Consider the following 21,847-nt stretch of genomic DNA (forward strand, 5'->3'; position numbering starts at 1 on the left):
ACCATTAATTTCCAGTAAAAGTAAATATCACACGCTAAGATTCAGAATTTTTACGAACATCAATATCCACTAATTCCAAACCATCCAATACTTCATGAAGGTATAGATCCTCAATATGTTTCCGGATGACCCGTTTTCCTCCCACATCTCCTTCCAGCGCTAAAAGCTCCTCCCGGTACGGACCGGAAAATATGGCAGGATTCCCCAGTTCCCCCATGTTGCACAAACAGCCGATTCCTTTCCCGCTGTCCCGCCAGCCTTTCACCAGGTCTTTTATGGTGGCTGCCTTTAAATAGGGCTGGTCGCAGACCGCAAAGCAGAAATCCGTTTCCTCATTTTCAAGAGCTTTTAATGCCAAATGGATGGAATGGGAGATTCCAAGGCTGCTTTCCCTGTTTACCACAATTTCATAGCCACGGTCCTTTAAGAAGTCCATAATTTCCTGGTACTGGGTGACTACCAGTTTCCGGTCAAAGAGAGCCTCTGGAAGCTTATCAACCTCCTCTATCATATAGCGGTACATGGGTTTCCCATAAAATTCATGGAGCAGCTTATTGCCGTTAAATCTGCGGCTGTCACCTGCTGCCAGAAGGATTAGTGCCAGCTTCATGCCTTTGAACCTCCCTTTTTAAGCGTTTACAAGTCCTTAAGAAAGAAAATGCTCTCCTCCGGAATCACCAGGCGGAAAGGCACGTTTTCTTTCATTTCCGCTTTCCAGCGGTTTTTGGGGATCTTCCACCAGATGCCATTCTCCATAACAAGGGTCACCTCAAAAGGGTCTTCGAGAAGGCGCCCAAGCCTGCAGTCCATTGTATTTTCTGTCTCCCCTTCCATGGCTTTTTTGAGATCATGAGCCCGGATCCCGATATGATCCGCCTCTTCCGGCACTTCCCGTTCCTTTATGATAACAGTAAGCCCCCAGTCCGGCACAAAAATCTTATGAGGACCGATGTACCGGATGCCTGCAATGTTCTTACAGCCTGTAAGCCTTGCGGCAGATACGGTTCCGGGGTTTTTAAATACCTCTTTTACACCGCCGGAAGCAACGATGCTTCCCCGGTTGATAACATGGATGGATTCACAGAACCGGTAGATCTCGTCCCGGCTGTGGGTAACCAGAAGCACTTCTCCTTCAAACGTTTTGAGTTCCTCCAAAAGCTCCAGCTGGAGCATTTCCTTTAAGCTGTAATCCAGGGCAGAAAAAGGTTCGTCAAGCATGAGGACAGAAGGCCTGGAGGCCATGACGCGGGCCAGGGCCGCCCTCTGCTGCTGCCCGCCGGAAAGCCTTCCCGGATAATGGCCCGAAAGCTCCCTGATGTGGAACATGTGAAGATAAAATTCCGCCAGCTCTTTCTTTCTGGCTTTCGTGCCTTCTACAGCCATCTCTACATTTTCCATGACCGTCATATGGGGAAAAAGGGCATAATTCTGAAATAAGTACCCCACCCCCCGGTCCTGGATCTTTACGTTCACACCCTTTTCCGAGTCAAACAGCACCCGGTCATTTAAAACGATCCTTCCGCTGTCAGGGGTCACGATCCCTGCAATGGACTTTAAGGTCATGCTCTTCCCGCAGCCGGAAGAGCCCAGTATCCCGGTTATGCCTCCGTCTCCGGCGGTATGAAAGTCAATGTCCAGCGTCATATCCTTTAATTTCTTAACAATCTTTACGCTTAAGCTCATGACAGCTTCCTCCCCTTTCCGGCAACTGCATTCATACCTGCTACCATGAGCAGGGAGACTGCAACGATAACTGCCACATATTGCCCGGCTCCGCCCATATCGCCGGCCGCCACTCCGGAATAAATGGCCAGGGGAAGGGTTCTGGTTTTCCCTGCGATATTGCCGGCGATCATGGCCGTTGCCCCGAATTCCCCGAGCCCCCTGGCAAAAGCCAGCACTCCGCCGGAAAGAACACCGGGCCTGGCCATGGGAAGCAGGACCTTCCAGAATATTTTCCCTTCCGGTATCCCCAGAGTCCTGGCCGCATTCAGCACGTTTTCATCCACCTGCTCAAAAGCCCCCCTGGCGGAGCGGTACATAAGGGGGAAGGAAATAAACACCGCCGCCAGAACGGTCGCCTGCCAGGTAAACACGATCTTATAATCAAACAATGCGCTTAACAGCTTTCCGACAGGCCTTTTTGCACCAAACAGATAGAGCAGGAAGAATCCCGCGACCGTAGGAGGCAGGACCAGAGGAAGGGTCAGGATCCCATCGAGCAGATTTTTTAACCGTTCCGATTTCACTCCGATGACTCCCCTGGCTGCCCAGATACCGAGAAAAAATGTAAAAATAATGGATACTGCCGATGTTTTAAGTGATATCAGTACCGGAGACATATCCACTGGCTCCACCTCCTTTTACCCATTATTTTGCTGCTGCAAAGCCATTCTTTATAAAAATCTCCATGGCTTCATCGGACTGAAGGAATTTTGAGAATTCCCCGGCGCCTTCCGGGTTTTTGCAGTCCTTCACGATCCCGACCGGGTAAATGGCCTTTTTCACGCTGCCTTCCGGTGCCTCTGCCACGACCGCCACCTGGTCCGGCTTCTGGGCCGCATCCGTAGCATAAACGATACCTGCTTTGGCGCTGCCTTCCGCCACCCAGTTCAACACCTCAGTTACATTGGTTCCGAAGCTGGTCTTGGCGGACACCTCATCCCAGAGCTTTAAGTTGGTCAGAGCTTCCTTGGAATACTGTCCCACAGGTACGCTTTCCGGGTCGCCAAGCGCCACGCTCTCTGCCTTTTTTATATCCTCAAAGGATGTGTAATTGCCCTCTTCGCCTTTTGGTACAATGAATACAATCTTATTTTCCAGGAGATTCACGACACTTTCATCTGCAATCATGCCTTTCTCCTTCAGCGCATCCATCTGTTTTGTGGCGGCAGAGAAAAATAAGTCCACCGGGGCTCCCTCTTCGATCTGGGTCTGCAGCTTTCCCGAGCTGTCATAGGTACCTTCAATATTAATGTTCGGGTATTTTTCCCGGAACATGGGAATCAGTTCTTCCTCCAGGCATTTCTCCAGGCTGGCTGCCGCTGCAATGGTGACTGTCCGGGAATCTGTTGCTGTTTCTTCCGCTTTCGTTCCGGTCACTGCCGCTGTTGTTTCCGCAGAAGCAGCACCTACCGCCTTTGTCCCGGCCGTTTCAGCGGACTTGCCGCCTCCGCACGCTGTTAATGCCATCATGACAAGTCCAATCATTCCCATCGTAATCGCTGTTTTTTTCATATCATTCTCTCCTTTTTCTTTTTCATACTTAAGATCGCCTCTAAAACGCCTCCGCCTATGGAAGCGGCCTTATCTGAGATTGTGAAACAGTTATCAATGACTCCTCTCGGGTCAATATCCCCTGCCTTCATTCCCTTCCCCACCGCCACACCGTCCTGAAGCAGCCCTCTCACTACGCCCCCCACCTGCGCATATATGGGAGTTCCGCCTGAATAGCCGACCAGATCCCCTTTTTCAACCAGGTCACCGATCGTGACCGCCCCCTTAAATGCTCCATCAGCCGCAGCACGGATGATCCTTTCTTTATCATAGCCGCCGATCATGCCAGGTACCCCTGTGTTGGGATACGCGCTTCCATCCCAGATGCAGCGGCCCAGATCATGGCCTCTTTTAGTTTCTACCACTGCATGGCAGTCAATCCCTGCGGTAAAGCCCGGGCCCACACCCACAACTATTTCCGCATCGGTTATTTTCGTTCCCAGATTCTTTTTTGCGATTATGGCATCTACCACAACATCCGGCTTCCAGGCTTCCCGGATCCTGCATTCCTCATCTACCATTACTGCGACCTGGTCCCTTGCTGCCGCCTCATTGATTTCTTTCAGGCTGTGGCATAAAACTCCGGTGATATCCTCCACCAGCGCCTGCTCTTCATAGACTGCTCTGGAAAAGGCCACCGTCCGCCGCACCGTGGTCGGGACAGCGATATCTGTCATGGCCACGTCAAAACCGCAGCGGTGCAGCCGGCATGCGATGCCCGTAGCCAGATCACCGGCCCCTTTTATCAATACTTTCATCCTGCATTCCAGACCTCCTGTTTTATTTTCCGGCACATTCTCCCCCCTGGCCCGACAGGATCTCCAGGCCATGGAAAAGAGTATCCAGAATGTATTCCAGGCTCTCTCTCACTGCCTTTGGACTTCCAGGCAGGTTGATGATGAGCGTGGATTTGCGGATAACACTGGCTCCCCTGCTTAACATGGCCCGTTTGGTCAATGTCATGCTGTAAGCCCGTATGGCTTCGGCAATTCCCGGGGCATTCCGGTCTGCTACCGAAAGGGTGGCCTCCGGAGTCACATCCCTGGGAGAAAAACCGGTTCCCCCGGTCGTCAGCACCAGATCGCATTTTACTTCATCGCTTAAGCGCATGAGCTCTGCCTTAAGCGCTTCCCCTTCATCGGCCAAAAGCTTATAGCTGACCACGAAAAAGCCCGCATTTTCCAATATCTCCCTTATGACCGGTCCGCTTATATCTTCCCGCTTTCCGGCTGCTCCCCTGTCACTTAAAGTTACGATTCCAGCCCGGTACATACTGTAATTTCATCCCCTTCCTTCATGATCCCTCCATGCAGGACCCTCGTAAAGATTCCATTGGATGGCATAATGCATTCTCCCATTTTTTTGTATATTTCGCAGTGGCTGTGACATTCCTTCCCGATCTGTGTCACTTCCAGAAGGATGTCCCTGCACTTTAACCTGGTGCCGATGGGAAGATGGGTCAAATCAACGCCCCGGACAATGACATTTTCCCCAAAGGCACCGTCTCCGATTTCTGCGCCCCTGGCCTTAAAGGCCTCTATGGTATCAAAGGACAAAAGGCTTACCTGCCGGTGCCATTTGCCTGCATGGGCATCCCCCTGGATTCCGTATTCTTCTATAAAATATCCTTCGTCTATTCTGGCCTTCTGGGTTCCTTTTCTTTCGCTGATACAGACAGCCATAATCTTTCCCATCTGCTCATCCTCCTATCTGGTTCATATTTAAGCCCGCTTTCTCATGGCTTCCTTCAAAATGGTGGCTCTCCGGTTTGCTCCGGATGCTCTGCCTCATCAAATCGAAAAGACCGTCGTCAGAAATCCCTGCGCGTAAAGGCCCCTTCAAATCCACACCGGCAGGGCTGTCCAGGCAAAGCTTCAAAAAACCGTCTGAGGTCAGCCTTACCCGGTTGCAGGCGCGGCAGAATTTGTGGTTGACGGCACTGATGAATCCAATGCAGCCGCTGCCATCTCCCCACGTATAATAGACGGCAGGGCCATTGCCTTTTCCCTGTCCGGTTTCCCGAAGGTCCCCGTAAGCTTCCGATAAAATCCCTGCCAGCTCATCATTTTTCATGGCTTTGTAATTTTTTCCCTGGCCAATGGGCATCATCTCGATAAAGCGGACCGGTATCCGGCGGTCCATGGAAAACCGGGCAAATGCCAGAATCTCTTCCTTTTTTAATTCCTCCATGACCGCACAGTTCACTTTTACGTTCAGCCCGGCTGATACGGCGCTTTCGATCCCTTCCATCACAGATTCAAAGCAGTCTCTTCTTGTAATCCCGGCAAACCGCTTCGGATCCAGGGTATCCAGGCTCACATTTACCGAGGATAAGCCCGCTGCCTTAAGAGCGGCTGCCTTTTCCTTTAACAGGCATCCGTTGGTTGTCATGGTCACATCCTCAATTTCCGGAATATCCAGAAGCCCCCGGATCAGGACCTCAACGTCCTTTCTTACCAGGGGCTCCCCGCCTGTTACCTTTGCCTTGCGGATTCCAAGGCGGGCACCTGCCCGGCAGATCCTTATTATTTCCTGATAGGTAAGGATGTCCTCATGGCGCATGGGTTCGACCCCTTCCTCGGGCATGCAGTAGCGGCACCGGAGATTGCAGCGGTCCGTGACAGATATCCTGATATAATCAATGGTTCTGTTAAAACGGTCCATCATAGGCCGCTCCCCCGGCTGTCCGTGCCTTTTTCATATAGCCCGCTTTTTCCGCCATCTTTTTTCAAAAGACAGATATCATGAATGGTCATCCCGCGGTCCATGGCCTTGCACATATCATATATGGTTAATAATGCCACATTCACCCCGGTCAAAGCCTCCATTTCCACTCCGGTCTTTCCATGGGTTTTCACGGTGCATATGGCTTCCATTGCCTGTTTCTCTTCATGAAGCACAAAATCTACCTCGCATTTTGTCAGCATCAGCACGTGGCACAATGGGATCAGTTCAGATGTCTTTTTCGCTCCCATGATCCCGGCCACCCTGGCAACTCCCAGCACATCCCCTTTTTTCGCAGTCCCGCCTGCAATGGTATGGAAAACCGTCTCATTGACATGGATAAAGCCGTGGGCTGTGGCGGTCCGTTCCGTTTCCGCCTTACCTCCCACATCCACCATGCGGGCATTCCCCTGTTCATCAAAATGTGTCAGTCCGTTCATATTTCCCTACCATCCCTTTCCGAATCCGCAGTTTGGATAATGGCATACCTCACAGGAGAGGCAGAGCCCTCCTCTTCCCAGCTTATCAAGCTCTTCCTTTGTCACCGGATCATCTGCCATGAGCTTTGGAAGGACCAGGTCGAACACTGTCCTTTTGGCATACATGACGCATCCAGGAAGACCGGCTATGGGAATATTCTTACCGTCTTTTTGGTAATAGGAAAGTAAGAACATGGCTCCCGGAAGGACCGGAGCACCGTAGGATACCACCGAAGCCCCTGTGCTGCGGATCGCGAGCGGGGTTTTATCATCCGGATCCACGCTCATGCCGCCGCTGACGAGCACCATGTCAGCACCCTGTTCTATAAAATCCAGAATCGCTTTTGTGGTGTGTTCCGGCCGGTCATCGGTAATGGTCTGCCCCAGGATTCTGGCGTCATACTCTTTTAGCTTTTCCGTCAAAGCAGGTCCAAAGGCATCCTTTATTCTTCCATGGAATACCTCGCTTCCCGTGGTTACAATTCCCACCTTTTTCTCCTGAAAGGGCAATATGGTAAATATTTTCTTTCCGCCGCAGATATTTCTGACCTCTTCCATTTTTTCCTTTTCAATGACAAGGGGAATGATCCTCGTTCCGCACAGCTTGTCTCCCGGCTCCACCGGAGTGTTGGGATGCCTGGAAGCGATCATCATATGGCCCATGCCGTTTATTTTATCCATAAGTCCGGTATCTATTTTTAAAAGCCCGCGAACCGTTGACCGCAATTCAATTTTTCCTTCTTTTACTTCACTGCGTTCCATATGGTCATTGAAGCACAGCTCACACAGGATCTCGGCGGCCTCATTTTCATGATACAGGGATTCATTTTTTTCCCATACATAAATGTGCTCCTTGCCCATGGACAGCAGCACCGGTATGTCCTCGTCCGTCACCACATGTCCCTTTCTGAATTTCGCGTCTTTCATTACCCCCGGTATGATCTGAGTCATATCATGGCAGAGAACCTGCCCTGCCGAATCGACTGTTCTGATTTCCTTCATTTTTGCCTGTCCTTTCGTTCCCTATGGGTACCGTTATTCTCAAGTGAGAATATCCCTCTTAACAAGGAGGGCTCCTATTCCTTCTTATCTTATCACGTTCTTATCATTTTGGGAAATATTTGTGAAATATTTTTTCTGCAAATGCTTCCATTTGTTCTGTAAAGGCCAGATACCGGTCCAGAAAATCTTCCCCTTCCGCAGTCAGAACGGTGGTTCCACCGTTTTCCCCTCCCCTTCTTCCTTCCATCAGGGAAAAGCCCAGATCCGCCTCCGCCTTATTGATGATCTTCCAGGCCTTGGAATATGCCATGTGCATTTCCTGGCAGGCAGCGGCAAGGGAACCCCGCTCCCTCACAAGCTTCATTAACCCCGCAACCCCGGGTCCGAAATTCCTTTCCTCGTAAAAAACACGGATTCTTATATGATAATTAAGCTTTCTTTCGTCTTTCATCGTTTCTTCTATATACCGTCCTTACTTATATTGTAAAAAAGCTGGTTACTACACAGCGCCGTTTCCATTCTGCTTCCATTGATTCCAGCACTTTGGCCGCATCGGACAGCCTGGATTCATCGTCCGCCTTATTTAAGAGAATCCGGTACTCCATGGATTCTGCTCCCTTTCTGGTTCCCTGGCCGCTTACCAGGAGCTGCGCTACCTGGGCAGGTGTGATAAGCTTTTTTTCCGTCTGCCAGCCAAATACCTTTTCTGCAAGCTCCCACCGGAAACATTTCTCTTCCCAGGGCCGGCCGATGGAGTCCAGACCGGCACATCCGATCACCGCATGGGTATTTTTTAAAAGAACCGGTTCCCCTTCCCTGGGAATCTTGATCGGCAGCCGCTTCGCTCCATCCGCCTCCACGAGAAGTATATCCCCGCAGCCTGCAAGCTTTTCCATTTCCGAAAGGGGCATGCCCTTTAACTTGCCTTCCGGCCCGGGGCAGCCTGTTACCAGGACCCGGCCTGTGCCGGAGGAAAACCATTCTGCATGGTCTTTTATAAATTTTTTTACTGTTTCAGCCCGGTCTGCAGGCACGACTCTTCTGTTTTGCGGGAAGAAGATATGCGTACTGGTGGTGACGATCACATGTTTTCCCCGATCCGCCAGTTCATCGGCCAGGGAAAACATGGCGCTCGTCTTTCCGCCGCCTCCGGTAAAGGAGATCACCATGTGCTCCCGCCAGGAAAGACCAAGAGCATCCCACAGGGAGTCCCTCCCTGCCATCACCTGTCCGGCCTTGCGGTCTTCCCAGGTATAAATGTTCTTTGCCCTCATCCGTTCAGCTCCATATGCCTTTTTCTCGGAACATAAGAACCTGTTTTTTCCAGAACCACCCGGCCATCCTCTGCCGCCAGACGGCCCTTTAAGAACACAAGTTCCGCTTTTCCCTTTACCTCTGTTCCTTCAAAGGGGCAATAGTCCACATTTGCCACCTGATTTTCTGCGGACATGGTCCACCGGATATCCGGATTCCACACCACGATATCCCCATCGCTTCCCGGAGCAATGGCCCCTTTCTGAGGATAAACACCGTAAAGCTTTGCCGGATTCTCAGAAAGCAGCTTACAAATCTGTTCCAGCTTTAAATCATGGTCCGCTGTCCCAAAGCTGTACATCAGAGCCGGGCGCGCTTCCACTCCCGGCATGCCGTTGGGAATCTTCGTGAAGTCCTCTTTCCCCGCTGCCTTCTGACCGGTGGTAAAGCTGCAGTGATCGGTGGATACAGTCTGGATATTGCCCTTGCGGAGGGCATGCCACAGCCTGTTGCTGTCCGTTTCTTTCTTGATGGTCGGTGAAATTACATATTTACTTCCCTCAAAGCCAGGCAGGTCATAGACGCTTTCATCGAGAATCAGGTACTGAGGGCAGGTTTCCACATAAACCTCCTGGCCCCGTTCTCTGGCATATTTCACTTCCTGATATCCCGCTCCGGAGCTTAAATGGACTACGATCACCGGAGCGTCCGCAAGGTCCGCGATTTTTAAGAGCCTGCTGACGGCCTCCGCCTCCACTGCGGCAGGCCTGGTCTTTTTATGGGCGTTTACACCCAGATTCTCTTTTGCCTTTTCTTCTTCCACCAGAGCCTCGATGATCCCCATATTTTCACAATGGACGCCTGCAATTCCGCCCACTTCCTTTAAGCGCTTTAGCACCTGGTATATTTTCTTATCATTTAAATACATCTCATCGTAGGTCATGTAAAGCTTAAAGGAGGTAACACCGCCATCCACGATTTTTTTAAGTTCTTCGCTGACGGAAGGATTCCAGTCCGATATTGCCAAATGAAAGCCATAGTCACAGGATGCGTTGCCATCTGCCTTTTTATGCCAGTTCTCCAGGGCTTTGCCTAAGCTCTCTCCCTGATACTGGGTGGCAAAATCAATGATCATGGTAGTTCCGCCTGCCAGCGCAGCCCTTGTCCCCGTCTCAAAATTATCCGCGGTCACGGTCCCTGCCACATGAAGGTCAAAATGAGTATGTGCATCAATGAAACCGGGGAACAGAAGCTTGCCTGACACATCGATAACCTCCGCTTCCCTATCCCGGATCCCGGCTTCCACGGCTTTGATCTTTCCATTCTCCATAAGGACATCTGCCGCGGTTACGCCGCTTCCCGACACCACGGTTCCGCCTTTTAATAGCGTCTTCATAGAATATCTACTTCCTTTCTTATACAGGTTCCGGGCCGGTCTGTCCGGCCCGTTTTATCTTTCCCGGCTATTTGCTGCTGTCAACCCCGAAAGGCGCAGGGAGAAATCCTTTTCTCCGCCTGCGCCGATCCATTTTTAAAACAGCTATTTTTTCTTTTTTCTATAAGCCGTATCTTCCATAGGCAGGGATGTGCGGAACTGCCCATCCAGCTTGTAGTAGGCTCCCTGAACGGCCGGAGCCGTCGGGATCGAGGTAATCTCACCGATTCCCACCGCTCCGAAAGCCAGCGGGTCCTGATTCTGTTCCACAATGATGCTTTCCACATCAGGCGTCTTATCCGCGCGGAACAGCCCAAGGGTCCCGAACCTGGCGAGAGGGTTTCCATGGTCTAAGGGGAAATCCTCTGTCAGTGCATATCCCAAGGACATGATAACGCCTCCCTCGATCTGGCCTTCCACGGATAAGGGATTGATGGCCTTTCCCACGTCATGGGCCGCCACGATCTTTTCCACGGTACCGTCTTCGTTTAAGCATACCACCTGGGTCGCAAATCCATAAGCCACATGGGATACGGGATTCTTCTTTTCGCTTCCCATGGGATCGGTGGCTGCCAGATATTCTCCGTAATATTCTTTTCCGTTCAAACCGGAAAGGGACTTTCCGCCCTTTAAGTCTTCTAAAATGCCCTGACATGCCCTTCTTGCCGCTTCGCCTGTTACCAGGGTCTGGCGGGAACCGGATGTGGTGCCGGAATCCGGTGCCAGATTGGTCTCAGCCGGAACGTAAACCACTTGATCTCCTGTGATTCCAAGAGCCTCGCATACCACCTGCTCCAGAACCGTTCCCAATCCCTGGCCGATGCAGGAGGCGCCGGACCGGATATGGATCTTTCCGCCTTCTACGGTAAGCCTGCAGCGTCCCCAGTCCGGGAGCCCTACGCCTACTCCAGCATTTTTCATGGCACAGGCGATTCCTGCATATGGATGGGTTTTATAGATTTCTTTCACCGCCTCAAGGGTCTCCACCAGGGCTGTTCCAGGCGCGGCGATCTGGCCGTTCGGCAGTTCCTGACCCGGCCGGATGGCATTGCGGTATCGGATTTCCCATGGACTGATCCCCACTTTCTCCGCCAGGAGATTGATATTGCACTCGGTGGCAAAGCAGCTCTGGGTCACTCCAAAGCCGCGGAAAGCGCCTGCCGGAGGGTTATTGGTATACACTGCGGTTCCCTCAATGTCGATATTCTGATAATTATAAGGGCCCGCCGCATGGGTGCAGAGCCGTTGAAGCACCGGGCCTCCAAGGGACGCATAAGCCCCCGTATCCGTAATGACCTTCGCCGTCATTCCGGTCAAATATCCGTTTTCATCACAGGCTGTTGTAAATTCCATATAGGCCGGGTGCCGCTTCGGATGGACCATAATGCTTTCCTTCCGGGTCAGCTTTACCTTTACAGGCTTTCCGGTATGATATGCCAGCAAAAGCGCATGATGCTGTACGGACATGTCCTCCTTGCCTCCGAAACCGCCGCCTACCAGCTTGTTGATGACATGGACCTTGCTCAGCTCCCAGCCCAGCATGCCGGAGCATTCCTTCTGGGTATCGTAGGTTCCCTGGTCAGAGGAATAGATGACCGCCTCTTCCTTTTCTCTGTCCACAATGGCAATGGCGCACTCCGGTTCCAGAAAAGCGTGTTCCGTAAATGGGGTGAAATACTGCTTTGTCACCACATGGGCAGAACTTTCAATGGCCTTTTTCGCATCTCCCCTGATGAGGTGTTCGTGAGCCAGAATATTGCCGGTCTCGTGAACCAGAGGAGCATCCGGCTTTAGGGCTTCCTGAGGGGAAAATACGCCCGGCAGCTCCTTATATTCAATCCGAACCAATTTTTTGGCCTCTTCCAGAATTTCCGGCGTATCCGCCGCCACAAGACAAACCGCATCTCCCACGTAGCGGGTGATCTCTCCTATCGGGATCATGGTGTCCCAGTCCTTCTTCAAATGGCCTACTTTATTCTTTCCCGGAACATCATCGGCCGTTAAGACAGCGCGGACTCCCGGCAGGGCCTTTGCTTCCGCTGTATCGATGGATAAAACCCTTGCCCTTGGATACCGGGTGCGGATGGCACTTCCGCAGATCATTCCGTCTATTTCCATATCGTCCGCGTATTCTCCATATCCCAGAACCTTTTCCGGAACGTCCAGCCGGTGGGCACGCTGCCCCACATGTTTTACCTTCGGGGCTTTTAAATCTCTTATATCCTCGCGGAACAGCTTTGCCGCCAGTAATATCGCATCAATGATCTTTTTATATCCGGTGCAGCGGCAGATATTGTTACGGATCGCAAAGGCTGCTTCATCCCTGGCTGGATCCGGATTCTCATCAATAAGCGCCTTGGCACACATCACCATGCCCGGGATACAGAAGCCGCACTGAACGGCTCCTGCCTCGCCAAAAGCATAAACATACACTTCTTTTTCCCGGTCTGAAAGGCCCTCTACGGTCAGTATGGTTTTTCCTTCCAGCTTTGCGGCCTTCTGGACGCAGGCTTTGACGGCCTTTCCGTCAATCAGTACCGTACAGGTTCCGCAGGCACCTTCGCTGCATCCGTCTTTCACGGACTTCAGTCCCAGATCCATTCTCAGAATATCCATAAGCTTCCTGTCCTCCGGGACAGTCACCGTTTTTCCGTTTACTATAAAGCTAACCATTGTTTCACCTGCTTTCCTATCCTAAGAGGTAATCGTAGTCTCTGCAGACGGTTTCCATGATCTTGCCAAGATCTTTCGGGATCACACTGCCCGGTTCTCCGGCTTTCCATGTATATAGATTTCCCAGGTAACGCACCTTGCAGGCAGCTGTTTCCTTATCCAATACAACAAATCCCTGGTTTTTGCTGTTTTCCATATCAGCCTCATTGGCAAATAAAGTAAGCTTATCCAGATAGGGAGCGCTGTCATACGGACAGAAGCTCTTACAGTTTCCGCACTCATTGCACATAGAATCCACATGGACAATCTGATGCATGGATAAGCCCGGAATGCGGAGCGCCAGATTGGCACGGTTGGGGCAGACCTCCGCACAGTTTTCGCAGATGTTGGAGCAGCCCAGGCATCTGGAGCCCTCTTCCTTATATTCTCTGGTTCCCTCTAATATTCCGCGCCTGTCATAAAGCCCGCATAAATCCTCTGCGGTATCGTCAAAATCAACGGCAGCTTTCTTTCCCAGGATGGCTTCCGCCGCCATGCGGGCATCCCTCATGGCCTCAACCACAGTCCCCGGCCCATAGAGTCCGTCACCTATGGCGTACACACCGGTCACGCCGGTTTCCAGGGTTTCCTCATTTACAAGGACTCTGCCGCGGCTGTTTACAGGAATGCCGTTTGCTTCGTAAAATTCCGCAGGAACCTGTTCGCCTACCGCAGCGATGACCGTATCGGCCGGAATCTCCACGGTTTCCCCGGTTTCAACAATTCCGCGTCTTCCGGCAGCATCGGTATCGGAAAGCTTCATCAATTTACAGAGAAGCTTCCCTTCTTTAAACTCCACCGGGGACAGCAGTTCCATAAATTCCACACCGTCTTCCAGGGCCATGACCAGTTCTTCCTCATCCGCCGGCATATAGCGTTTGGTTCTCCGGTAAACCAGATAGGAATGTTCCACGCCTTCCGTTCTCTTCACCGCTCTTGCCGTATCCATGGCCGTATTGCCGCCGCCGATCACGGCTACGTTTTTTCCGATATTAACTTTTCCAGCCTTTTCCTTAAATTGAGCCAGGAAATCCAGTGCATTCATGGCATTCCCGGCCTTAAGCTCCAGAACGCCGGGCTTTGATGCGCCTGCGGCAAGGATGATATAGTCAAAGCCTTCCTTTTTTAATTCTTCAAGGCTTGTTACCTCGGTGTTTAACCTGACCTCTGCCCCATAGGCTAAGGACAGGGCCACATCCTTATCAATGGCCTCATCCGGGATACGAAAAGCCGGAATCACGTGTTTTACCACGCCTCCGAGACTGCCGCTCTTTTCAAAAATGGTTGCAGGCATCCCGTTCTTTGTCAGGAAATATGCCGCTGCAAGCCCAGCCGGTCCTCCGCCCACGATTGCGGTCTTTTTGCCGGTCAGTTTACCTGCTTTGATTTCCTTCATGAGTGCATCGTATCCGCCCTCCGCGCACACCAGCTTGACTCCCCGGATATTGACCGGATCTTCATAATAATTCCGGTTGCACTTGCTCATGCAGTTATGGGCGCAGATGGTTCCGGTAATGAAAGGAAGCGGATTCTTCTCTGCGATCACCTTCATGGCCTCTTCGTATCTGCCTGCACCGGACAGCTGCAGATAGGTGGTAATATCCTGATGGATCGGACAGCCTTCCTTACAGGGAGCCACATAGCAGTCGATCAGCGGAACGGACTTCGCCATCTTTCTGGAAGGAAGCGGCTTTACCGCCTTTCTGTGGCGCGGGTCGTAAACGGAATCCTCTGCCAGCTTCGCTGTCTTTTCCGGATCGACTCCTGTAAATTCCACAGGGCCTTCCTCCAGCTTCTCTGCCATCTGCAGAAGCCTCTGATAGCCGCCCGGCTTTAACAGTGTGGTCGCCACGGTAACCGGCCAGACTCCTGCGTCCACAATGGCCTTGATGTTGTGATAATCCGCACCGCCGGAGAAAGATATCCGCAGCTTTCCGGCAAACTCCCCGGCAAGCCTGGCAGCCAGCGTGATGGAAAGGGGATATAAGGATTTTCCGGACATATACATTTCTTCGCTGGGAAGCTCATTGTTCTTTACATCCACCGGGAAGGTATTCGTGATCTTTACGCCAAATTCCAGATGCTTTTCCTCAGCCAGAGCCATGAGGCTCTCTAACATGGGGACTGCATCCTTATATTGCAGGTCATCGAGGAAATGGAAATCCCCGAATGCCACGTAATCGTATCCCATTTCATCCATGGTCTTTCTTGCAAATTCATATCCCAGGAGAGTCGGGTTGCATTTAACGAAAGTATTCAGGCCTTTCTCTTCTATTAAATAAGCAGCGATTCTCCGGATCTCCTGAGGCGGGCAGCCATGCAGGGTGGAAAGGGTCACGGAATTGCAGATTCCGGAAGGGATATTCTCAATGTCCTCTCTTGTCATGTTCCGGAACCGGTCCCTGTGGTCCAAAAGATATTTCCTGCAGGCCTTAAAGACTTCCGTATTTTTAGCATCCTTCATGGAGTTAATAAATGAATTCACCTTCGGGGACTTGATTCCTTCCAGGTCATATCCCACACTCATATTGAACTGAAAGCCATCCATAGCCCCAAGGCCGTATTCCCTGGCAATGATGTGAAGCAGGAACCATGCCTTGATATATTCTTCCTGCGCCTGCAAAACATAGAGCTCCGTGGACCATTCACAATTATAGCATTCGTCATCTGCCCTGATGCACGGCTTGCTCACGGGCAGGTCCTCACCGTCTAAAATCTGGACGGTCTTCAGTTCAAAGAAACGGCTTCCCGCATAGTAAGCAGCCACAATGTTCTGAGCCAGCTGGGTGTGAGGACCGGCTGCCGGTCCGATGGGCGTTTCCAAGGTACGCCCGAATATTTTACGGTTATTTCTCCCGTCAGCTTTATATGGTCTGTAAACCCCAAAAACAGTCTCCCTTTTCTCATACTCCCTTATAATCCAGTCCATTAACTGCTCAAATGGCATTGGTGTCATTCTATCTCCCATTTTTACCTCCTGCAGCGGGCTGTCCGCTTCTTAAAACCCCAGGCAGCCCGCAGTGAATATTCTATATTTGTAGGTTCTGCGTTTTGACTATTTTTATTAATACTATCTGGAATTGATCCGTTTTGCCAGCGCGCCGGCTGCCTGCCTGCAGTCTGCCATCACCTTTTCTTCGTCAATGCAGGTGAGGATACGGTCTTTCATCAAAACCTTCCCGTTGCATACCGTGGTCACCACACTGCGCCCTGTCATTCCGAAAAGGATGTGGCTGTTGCAGTTACCGGCATTCATAGGCGTTAACGGAATATAATCGGTAACAATGACATCTGCCGCCGCCCCCTCTTTTAAGATCCCCAGAGGCTTATTAAAATAACGGCCGGCAATCCTTGCGTTTCCTTCAAACAGCATTTCAGGAACCTCGCCCCATGCCGCATTGGGATCGCACAGATGGTGCTTGTGAAGAATGTTGGCTGCTTTGTAGGATTCCGTCATATCATGAGTATAACCATCGGTTCCAAGGCCGGTCAATACCCCTCTGTGAACCAGCTCCATGGTCGGCGGACAGCCGCAGGCATTGCCCATGTTGGACTCCGGATTATGGACCACCATGGTATCGGTATCCTTAATAAGCTGCATTTCATGGGGATTGATATAGATACAGTGGCCGAGCAGGGTCTTCTCACCTAATATGCCGCAGTCCATCAGGCGGTCCACGATCCGTTTGCCGTATTTTTTCAGGCAGTCATGGAGATCTTCGATCCCCTCCGCCACATGAATGTGGTATCCCACACCGTCCGGCTTATGGGAGGCCGCAAGCTCCATGGTCTCATCGGAAATCGTGAACTGGGCATGCATTCCCATCATTCCCGCGGTCATACCGCTGTCATCGGCCAGCGCGTGCTTAATAAATGCCTCGTTCTCCAGAACCGCCTCTCTGGCCTTATCCTTTCCGTCCCGGTCGGAAACTTCATAACACAAACAGGAACGGACGCCGGTCTCTCTGGCAGCCTCTTCGATCTGAAACAGGGAACCGGTAATATGCCCGAAACTGGCATGGTGGTCAAAGGCCGTTGTCACGCCGTTTTTAATGGAATCAATGAACGTTGCCATGGCGCTCAACCGGGTCTCCTCCAGTGTGAGGTTCCGGTCTATGGTCCACCACATACCGTCTAAGATTTCCAGAAAACCGTGAGGGTCATAACCATTGATGCTTAAACCTCTGGCAAAAGCGCTGTAAATGTGTTCATGGGCATTGATAAAGGCCGGCATGATGACCCCGCCTCTGGCATCAATATATTCTGCATCCGGATATGCCTTTTTTATCTCTTCTGTGGTCCCTGCCTTACGGATCGTCCCCTCTTCTATTGCAACTGCTCCGTTCTCAAAAAACGGATTCTGAGGGTCTCTTGTAATCATTCTTCCATTCCCGATAATCAGCATGTTTTTATCTCCTTTTTTTGATTTTCTAATATTATTAAGTAAATTCTTAAAATTTTTCAGTATACAAACCGCACAGAAACCCTTCCCCCATGCCTGCACTTTATTTTTGCAATCTGCTTATACTTACTCTCTTATTCCACGTTTTTTTATACAGATTACACCATAAATCTCTTGATAGGTACAGTGTATCATTTCATATAAAGAAATGCAAGCAAAAAATACAAAAAAAATTAGTGAGCCTAAAAAATTTTTAGAAAAACTCTTGAAATTTAAATTTTTTATGCTATGATGGGAATATAAGAAGTTCAGACAAGGGGGAAAGTACCACATGGATTCAAAGCTTGAATTACTGATACAGATTGCGCAAGGAGTCGCTGCTCATTTCGGAAACAATTGTGAGGTAGTGATCCATGATTTGAGAAAAGAAGATATCGAGAGTTCCATCGTCTTTATCGAAAATGGCCAGGTAAGCAACCGGAAGCTGGGGGACGGCCCCTCTGAAATCGTTCTGGAAACATTAAAGAAGAACCCGGACCTTTTAAAAGACCGTCTTTCCTATCTGACAAGGACCGATGACGGAAGGATTTTAAAATCCAGCACCATGTATATAAGAGGAAAGGATAATACCGTTGACTACATTCTGGCACTTAACTACGACATCACAGGACTGCTTACCATTGATAACGCATTAAAGTCCCTTCTCACTACCGCAGAAACAGCGGGCGGGGATAAACAGCCAAAGAAAATCACCCATAATGTTAACGATCTGCTTGATACGCTGATCGAACAGTCTGTGGCTTTGGTCGGAAAGCCGGTTGCTCTCATGAGCAAAGACGACAAAGTCACTGCGATCCAGTATTTAAACGATGCCGGAGCGTTCCTGATCACCAAATCAGGCGACAAGGTATCCAATTATTTCGGCATATCCAAATTCACTCTGTACAGCTATATGGATGCGAATAAAGAAAAGGCATGATTTCCTTCATGAAGGCAGGCGGAGGTCTAATCGGACTTCCTAATTAAAATTAAAAAAGGAGAATGCGTAATTATGAAACCAATTGAATGGGTTGTAAACACCATGCCAAAGACCGATGATAAGAACTTGCCGGTCATGGCCCTGGATGAAATCAGGAAAGCGAGAAGCTTTCACGAAAGCTTCCCGCAGTACAGCAGGACTCCCCTTGCAAAACTGGATCACATGGCAGATCATCTGGGCCTTGGCCAGGTTTATGTGAAAGACGAATCTTACCGGTTCGGCTTAAATGCCTTTAAGGTGCTGGGCGGTTCCTTTGCGATCGCAAAGTATATCGCAAAACAGATCGGCAGGGATGTATCAGAGCTTCCTTACAGCGTCCTCACTTCTGACGCTTTAAGAGAAGAATTCGGCCAGGCCACCTTCTTTACGGCTACCGACGGCAACCACGGACGCGGCGTNAAGAAACGGCTTCCCGCATAGTAAGCAGCCACAATGTTCTGAGCCAGCTGGGTGTGAGGACCGGCTGCCGGTCCGATGGGCGTTTCCAAGGTACGCCCGAATATTTTACGGTTATTTCTCCCGTCAGCTTTATATGGTCTGTAAACCCCAAAAACAGTCTCCCTTTTCTCATACTCCCTTATAATCCAGTCCATTAACTGCTCAAATGGCATTGGTGTCATTCTATCTCCCATTTTTACCTCCTGCAGCGGGCTGTCCGCTTCTTAAAACCCCAGGCAGCCCGCAGTGAATATTCTATATTTGTAGGTTCTGCGTTTTGACTATTTTTATTAATACTATCTGGAATTGATCCGTTTTGCCAGCGCGCCGGCTGCCTGCCTGCAGTCTGCCATCACCTTTTCTTCGTCAATGCAGGTGAGGATACGGTCTTTCATCAAAACCTTCCCGTTGCATACCGTGGTCACCACACTGCGCCCTGTCATTCCGAAAAGGATGTGGCTGTTGCAGTTACCGGCATTCATAGGCGTTAACGGAATATAATCGGTAACAATGACATCTGCCGCCGCCCCCTCTTTTAAGATCCCCAGAGGCTTATTAAAATAACGGCCGGCAATCCTTGCGTTTCCTTCAAACAGCATTTCAGGAACCTCGCCCCATGCCGCATTGGGATCGCACAGATGGTGCTTGTGAAGAATGTTGGCTGCTTTGTAGGATTCCGTCATATCATGAGTATAACCATCGGTTCCAAGGCCGGTCAATACCCCTCTGTGAACCAGCTCCATGGTCGGCGGACAGCCGCAGGCATTGCCCATGTTGGACTCCGGATTATGGACCACCATGGTATCGGTATCCTTAATAAGCTGCATTTCATGGGGATTGATATAGATACAGTGGCCGAGCAGGGTCTTCTCACCTAATATGCCGCAGTCCATCAGGCGGTCCACGATCCGTTTGCCGTATTTTTTCAGGCAGTCATGGAGATCTTCGATCCCCTCCGCCACATGAATGTGGTATCCCACACCGTCCGGCTTATGGGAGGCCGCAAGCTCCATGGTCTCATCGGAAATCGTGAACTGGGCATGCATTCCCATCATTCCCGCGGTCATACCGCTGTCATCGGCCAGCGCGTGCTTAATAAATGCCTCGTTCTCCAGAACCGCCTCTCTGGCCTTATCCTTTCCGTCCCGGTCGGAAACTTCATAACACAAACAGGAACGGACGCCGGTCTCTCTGGCAGCCTCTTCGATCTGAAACAGGGAACCGGTAATATGCCCGAAACTGGCATGGTGGTCAAAGGCCGTTGTCACGCCGTTTTTAATGGAATCAATGAACGTTGCCATGGCGCTCAACCGGGTCTCCTCCAGTGTGAGGTTCCGGTCTATGGTCCACCACATACCGTCTAAGATTTCCAGAAAACCGTGAGGGTCATAACCATTGATGCTTAAACCTCTGGCAAAAGCGCTGTAAATGTGTTCATGGGCATTGATAAAGGCCGGCATGATGACCCCGCCTCTGGCATCAATATATTCTGCATCCGGATATGCCTTTTTTATCTCTTCTGTGGTCCCTGCCTTACGGATCGTCCCCTCTTCTATTGCAACTGCTCCGTTCTCAAAAAACGGATTCTGAGGGTCTCTTGTAATCATTCTTCCATTCCCGATAATCAGCATGTTTTTATCTCCTTTTTTTGATTTTCTAATATTATTAAGTAAATTCTTAAAATTTTTCAGTATACAAACCGCACAGAAACCCTTCCCCCATGCCTGCACTTTATTTTTGCAATCTGCTTATACTTACTCTCTTATTCCACGTTTTTTTATACAGATTACACCATAAATCTCTTGATAGGTACAGTGTATCATTTCATATAAAGAAATGCAAGCAAAAAATACAAAAAAAATTAGTGAGCCTAAAAAATTTTTAGAAAAACTCTTGAAATTTAAATTTTTTATGCTATGATGGGAATATAAGAAGTTCAGACAAGGGGGAAAGTACCACATGGATTCAAAGCTTGAATTACTGATACAGATTGCGCAAGGAGTCGCTGCTCATTTCGGAAACAATTGTGAGGTAGTGATCCATGATTTGAGAAAAGAAGATATCGAGAGTTCCATCGTCTTTATCGAAAATGGCCAGGTAAGCAACCGGAAGCTGGGGGACGGCCCCTCTGAAATCGTTCTGGAAACATTAAAGAAGAACCCGGACCTTTTAAAAGACCGTCTTTCCTATCTGACAAGGACCGATGACGGAAGGATTTTAAAATCCAGCACCATGTATATAAGAGGAAAGGATAATACCGTTGACTACATTCTGGCACTTAACTACGACATCACAGGACTGCTTACCATTGATAACGCATTAAAGTCCCTTCTCACTACCGCAGAAACAGCGGGCGGGGATAAACAGCCAAAGAAAATCACCCATAATGTTAACGATCTGCTTGATACGCTGATCGAACAGTCTGTGGCTTTGGTCGGAAAGCCGGTTGCTCTCATGAGCAAAGACGACAAAGTCACTGCGATCCAGTATTTAAACGATGCCGGAGCGTTCCTGATCACCAAATCAGGCGACAAGGTATCCAATTATTTCGGCATATCCAAATTCACTCTGTACAGCTATATGGATGCGAATAAAGAAAAGGCATGATTTCCTTCATGAAGGCAGGCGGAGGTCTAATCGGACTTCCTAATTAAAATTAAAAAAGGAGAATGCGTAATTATGAAACCAATTGAATGGGTTGTAAACACCATGCCAAAGACCGATGATAAGAACTTGCCGGTCATGGCCCTGGATGAAATCAGGAAAGCGAGAAGCTTTCACGAAAGCTTCCCGCAGTACAGCAGGACTCCCCTTGCAAAACTGGATCACATGGCAGATCATCTGGGCCTTGGCCAGGTTTATGTGAAAGACGAATCTTACCGGTTCGGCTTAAATGCCTTTAAGGTGCTGGGCGGTTCCTTTGCGATCGCAAAGTATATCGCAAAACAGATCGGCAGGGATGTATCAGAGCTTCCTTACAGCGTCCTCACTTCTGACGCTTTAAGAGAAGAATTCGGCCAGGCCACCTTCTTTACGGCTACCGACGGCAACCACGGACGCGGCGTTGCATGGGCTGCGGGCAAATT

The 21,847-nt window shown here is 50.1% G+C and carries 20 protein-coding genes and 1 pseudogene; 4 read left to right on the forward strand and 17 right to left on the reverse strand.

Features of this window, described 5'->3' with window-relative positions; all coding sequences use genetic code 11:
• Positions 1 to 34: 34 nt before the first annotated feature.
• The 16 genes from BQ9856_RS15240 to ssnA (BQ9856_RS15315) form a co-directional block, all read right to left on the reverse strand.
• Entirely contained in the window at positions 35 to 610 is a 576-nt protein-coding gene (locus BQ9856_RS15240; protein WP_077611798.1) for a nucleotidyltransferase family protein, read from the reverse strand.
• Positions 611 to 636: 26 nt separating this feature from the next.
• The gene (locus BQ9856_RS15245) at positions 637 to 1,683 is read right to left on the reverse strand and encodes a sulfate/molybdate ABC transporter ATP-binding protein (protein ID WP_077611799.1); all 1,047 of its coding nucleotides are present in this window, start codon (positions 1,681 to 1,683) and stop codon (positions 637 to 639) included.
• Entirely contained in the window at positions 1,680 to 2,348 is a 669-nt protein-coding gene (modB, locus tag BQ9856_RS15250) for a molybdate ABC transporter permease subunit (protein WP_077611800.1), read from the reverse strand. Before modB ends, BQ9856_RS15245 begins: the two co-directional genes overlap by 4 nt.
• A gap of 22 nt (positions 2,349 to 2,370) precedes the next feature.
• On the reverse strand, positions 2,371 to 3,237 hold the full coding sequence (gene modA, locus BQ9856_RS15255; protein WP_077611801.1) for a molybdate ABC transporter substrate-binding protein: 867 nt from the start codon (positions 3,235 to 3,237) through the stop codon (positions 2,371 to 2,373).
• Positions 3,234 to 4,034: a selenium-dependent molybdenum cofactor biosynthesis protein YqeB gene (yqeB, locus tag BQ9856_RS15260; protein ID WP_077613391.1), complete on the reverse strand. Its 801-nt coding sequence runs from the start codon at positions 4,032 to 4,034 to the stop codon at positions 3,234 to 3,236. The genes modA and yqeB overlap by 4 nt, the downstream gene beginning before the upstream one ends.
• Positions 4,035 to 4,056: 22 nt before the next feature.
• Positions 4,057 to 4,548 (reverse strand): MogA/MoaB family molybdenum cofactor biosynthesis protein, encoded by a 492-nt coding sequence (locus BQ9856_RS15265; RefSeq protein WP_077611802.1) that lies wholly within the window; start codon positions 4,546 to 4,548, stop codon positions 4,057 to 4,059.
• Complete coding sequence (locus BQ9856_RS15270) at positions 4,527 to 4,970, reverse strand: MOSC domain-containing protein (RefSeq protein ID WP_077611803.1); 444 nt, start codon at positions 4,968 to 4,970, stop codon at positions 4,527 to 4,529. Before BQ9856_RS15270 ends, BQ9856_RS15265 begins: the two co-directional genes overlap by 22 nt.
• 4 nt (positions 4,971 to 4,974) lie before the next feature.
• Positions 4,975 to 5,943 carry a GTP 3',8-cyclase MoaA gene (gene moaA / locus BQ9856_RS15275; RefSeq protein ID WP_077611804.1) on the reverse strand — a complete coding sequence of 323 codons (969 nt, stop codon included), beginning with the start codon at positions 5,941 to 5,943 and terminating at the stop codon, positions 4,975 to 4,977.
• On the reverse strand, positions 5,940 to 6,440 hold the full coding sequence (gene moaC, locus BQ9856_RS15280) for a cyclic pyranopterin monophosphate synthase MoaC (RefSeq protein ID WP_077611805.1): 501 nt from the start codon (positions 6,438 to 6,440) through the stop codon (positions 5,940 to 5,942). The genes moaA and moaC overlap by 4 nt, the downstream gene beginning before the upstream one ends.
• 6 nt (positions 6,441 to 6,446) lie before the next feature.
• Positions 6,447 to 7,481 (reverse strand): molybdopterin-binding protein, encoded by a 1,035-nt coding sequence (locus BQ9856_RS15285; protein ID WP_077611806.1) that lies wholly within the window; start codon positions 7,479 to 7,481, stop codon positions 6,447 to 6,449.
• 103 nt (positions 7,482 to 7,584) lie between these two features.
• On the reverse strand, positions 7,585 to 7,932 hold the full coding sequence (locus BQ9856_RS15290) for a winged helix-turn-helix domain-containing protein (protein ID WP_077611807.1): 348 nt from the start codon (positions 7,930 to 7,932) through the stop codon (positions 7,585 to 7,587).
• Positions 7,933 to 7,957: 25 nt separating this feature from the next.
• The gene (gene yqeC / locus BQ9856_RS15295) at positions 7,958 to 8,755 is read right to left on the reverse strand and encodes a selenium cofactor biosynthesis protein YqeC (protein WP_235839221.1); all 798 of its coding nucleotides are present in this window, start codon (positions 8,753 to 8,755) and stop codon (positions 7,958 to 7,960) included.
• The gene (hydA, locus tag BQ9856_RS15300) at positions 8,752 to 10,131 is read right to left on the reverse strand and encodes a dihydropyrimidinase (protein WP_077611808.1); all 1,380 of its coding nucleotides are present in this window, start codon (positions 10,129 to 10,131) and stop codon (positions 8,752 to 8,754) included. Before hydA ends, yqeC begins: the two co-directional genes overlap by 4 nt.
• A gap of 144 nt (positions 10,132 to 10,275) precedes the next feature.
• A complete protein-coding gene (gene xdh / locus BQ9856_RS15305) occupies positions 10,276 to 12,843 on the reverse strand; it encodes a selenium-dependent xanthine dehydrogenase (protein ID WP_077611809.1) in 2,568 nt (855 codons plus the stop codon).
• A 16-nt stretch (positions 12,844 to 12,859) separates the two neighbouring features.
• Entirely contained in the window at positions 12,860 to 15,850 is a 2,991-nt protein-coding gene (gene ygfK / locus BQ9856_RS15310; protein ID WP_077611810.1) for a putative selenate reductase subunit YgfK, read from the reverse strand.
• Positions 15,851 to 15,952: 102 nt separating this feature from the next.
• Positions 15,953 to 17,287 (reverse strand): putative aminohydrolase SsnA, encoded by a 1,335-nt coding sequence (ssnA, locus tag BQ9856_RS15315; RefSeq protein ID WP_077611811.1) that lies wholly within the window; start codon positions 17,285 to 17,287, stop codon positions 15,953 to 15,955.
• 328 nt (positions 17,288 to 17,615) lie between these two features.
• Between ssnA (BQ9856_RS15315) and BQ9856_RS15320 the strand changes: the two genes are divergently transcribed.
• Both BQ9856_RS15320 and BQ9856_RS15325 read left to right on the forward strand, forming a co-directional pair.
• Positions 17,616 to 18,263: a helix-turn-helix transcriptional regulator gene (locus tag BQ9856_RS15320; protein WP_077611812.1), complete on the forward strand. Its 648-nt coding sequence runs from the start codon at positions 17,616 to 17,618 to the stop codon at positions 18,261 to 18,263.
• A 72-nt stretch (positions 18,264 to 18,335) separates the two neighbouring features.
• Positions 18,336 to 18,719 (forward strand): annotated as a pseudogene (locus BQ9856_RS15325) (diaminopropionate ammonia-lyase); the annotation flags it as partial.
• Positions 18,720 to 19,057: 338 nt separating this feature from the next.
• Here the strand turns inward: BQ9856_RS15325 and ssnA (BQ9856_RS15335) are convergent.
• A complete protein-coding gene (gene ssnA / locus BQ9856_RS15335) occupies positions 19,058 to 20,392 on the reverse strand; it encodes a putative aminohydrolase SsnA (RefSeq protein ID WP_077611811.1) in 1,335 nt (444 codons plus the stop codon).
• Positions 20,393 to 20,720: 328 nt separating this feature from the next.
• Here ssnA (BQ9856_RS15335) and BQ9856_RS15340 point away from each other — a divergent pair, with 328 nt between their 5' ends.
• Complete coding sequence (locus tag BQ9856_RS15340) at positions 20,721 to 21,368, forward strand: helix-turn-helix transcriptional regulator (RefSeq protein ID WP_077611812.1); 648 nt, start codon at positions 20,721 to 20,723, stop codon at positions 21,366 to 21,368.
• A 72-nt stretch (positions 21,369 to 21,440) separates the two neighbouring features.
• A partial coding sequence (locus BQ9856_RS15345) for a pyridoxal-phosphate dependent enzyme (RefSeq protein WP_139348791.1) occupies positions 21,441 to 21,847 on the forward strand: 407 nt, incomplete at its 3' end.

This window comes from Clostridium sp. Marseille-P2415 (assembly GCF_900155545.1).
Lineage (GTDB): Bacteria > Bacillota > Clostridia > Lachnospirales > Lachnospiraceae > Lacrimispora.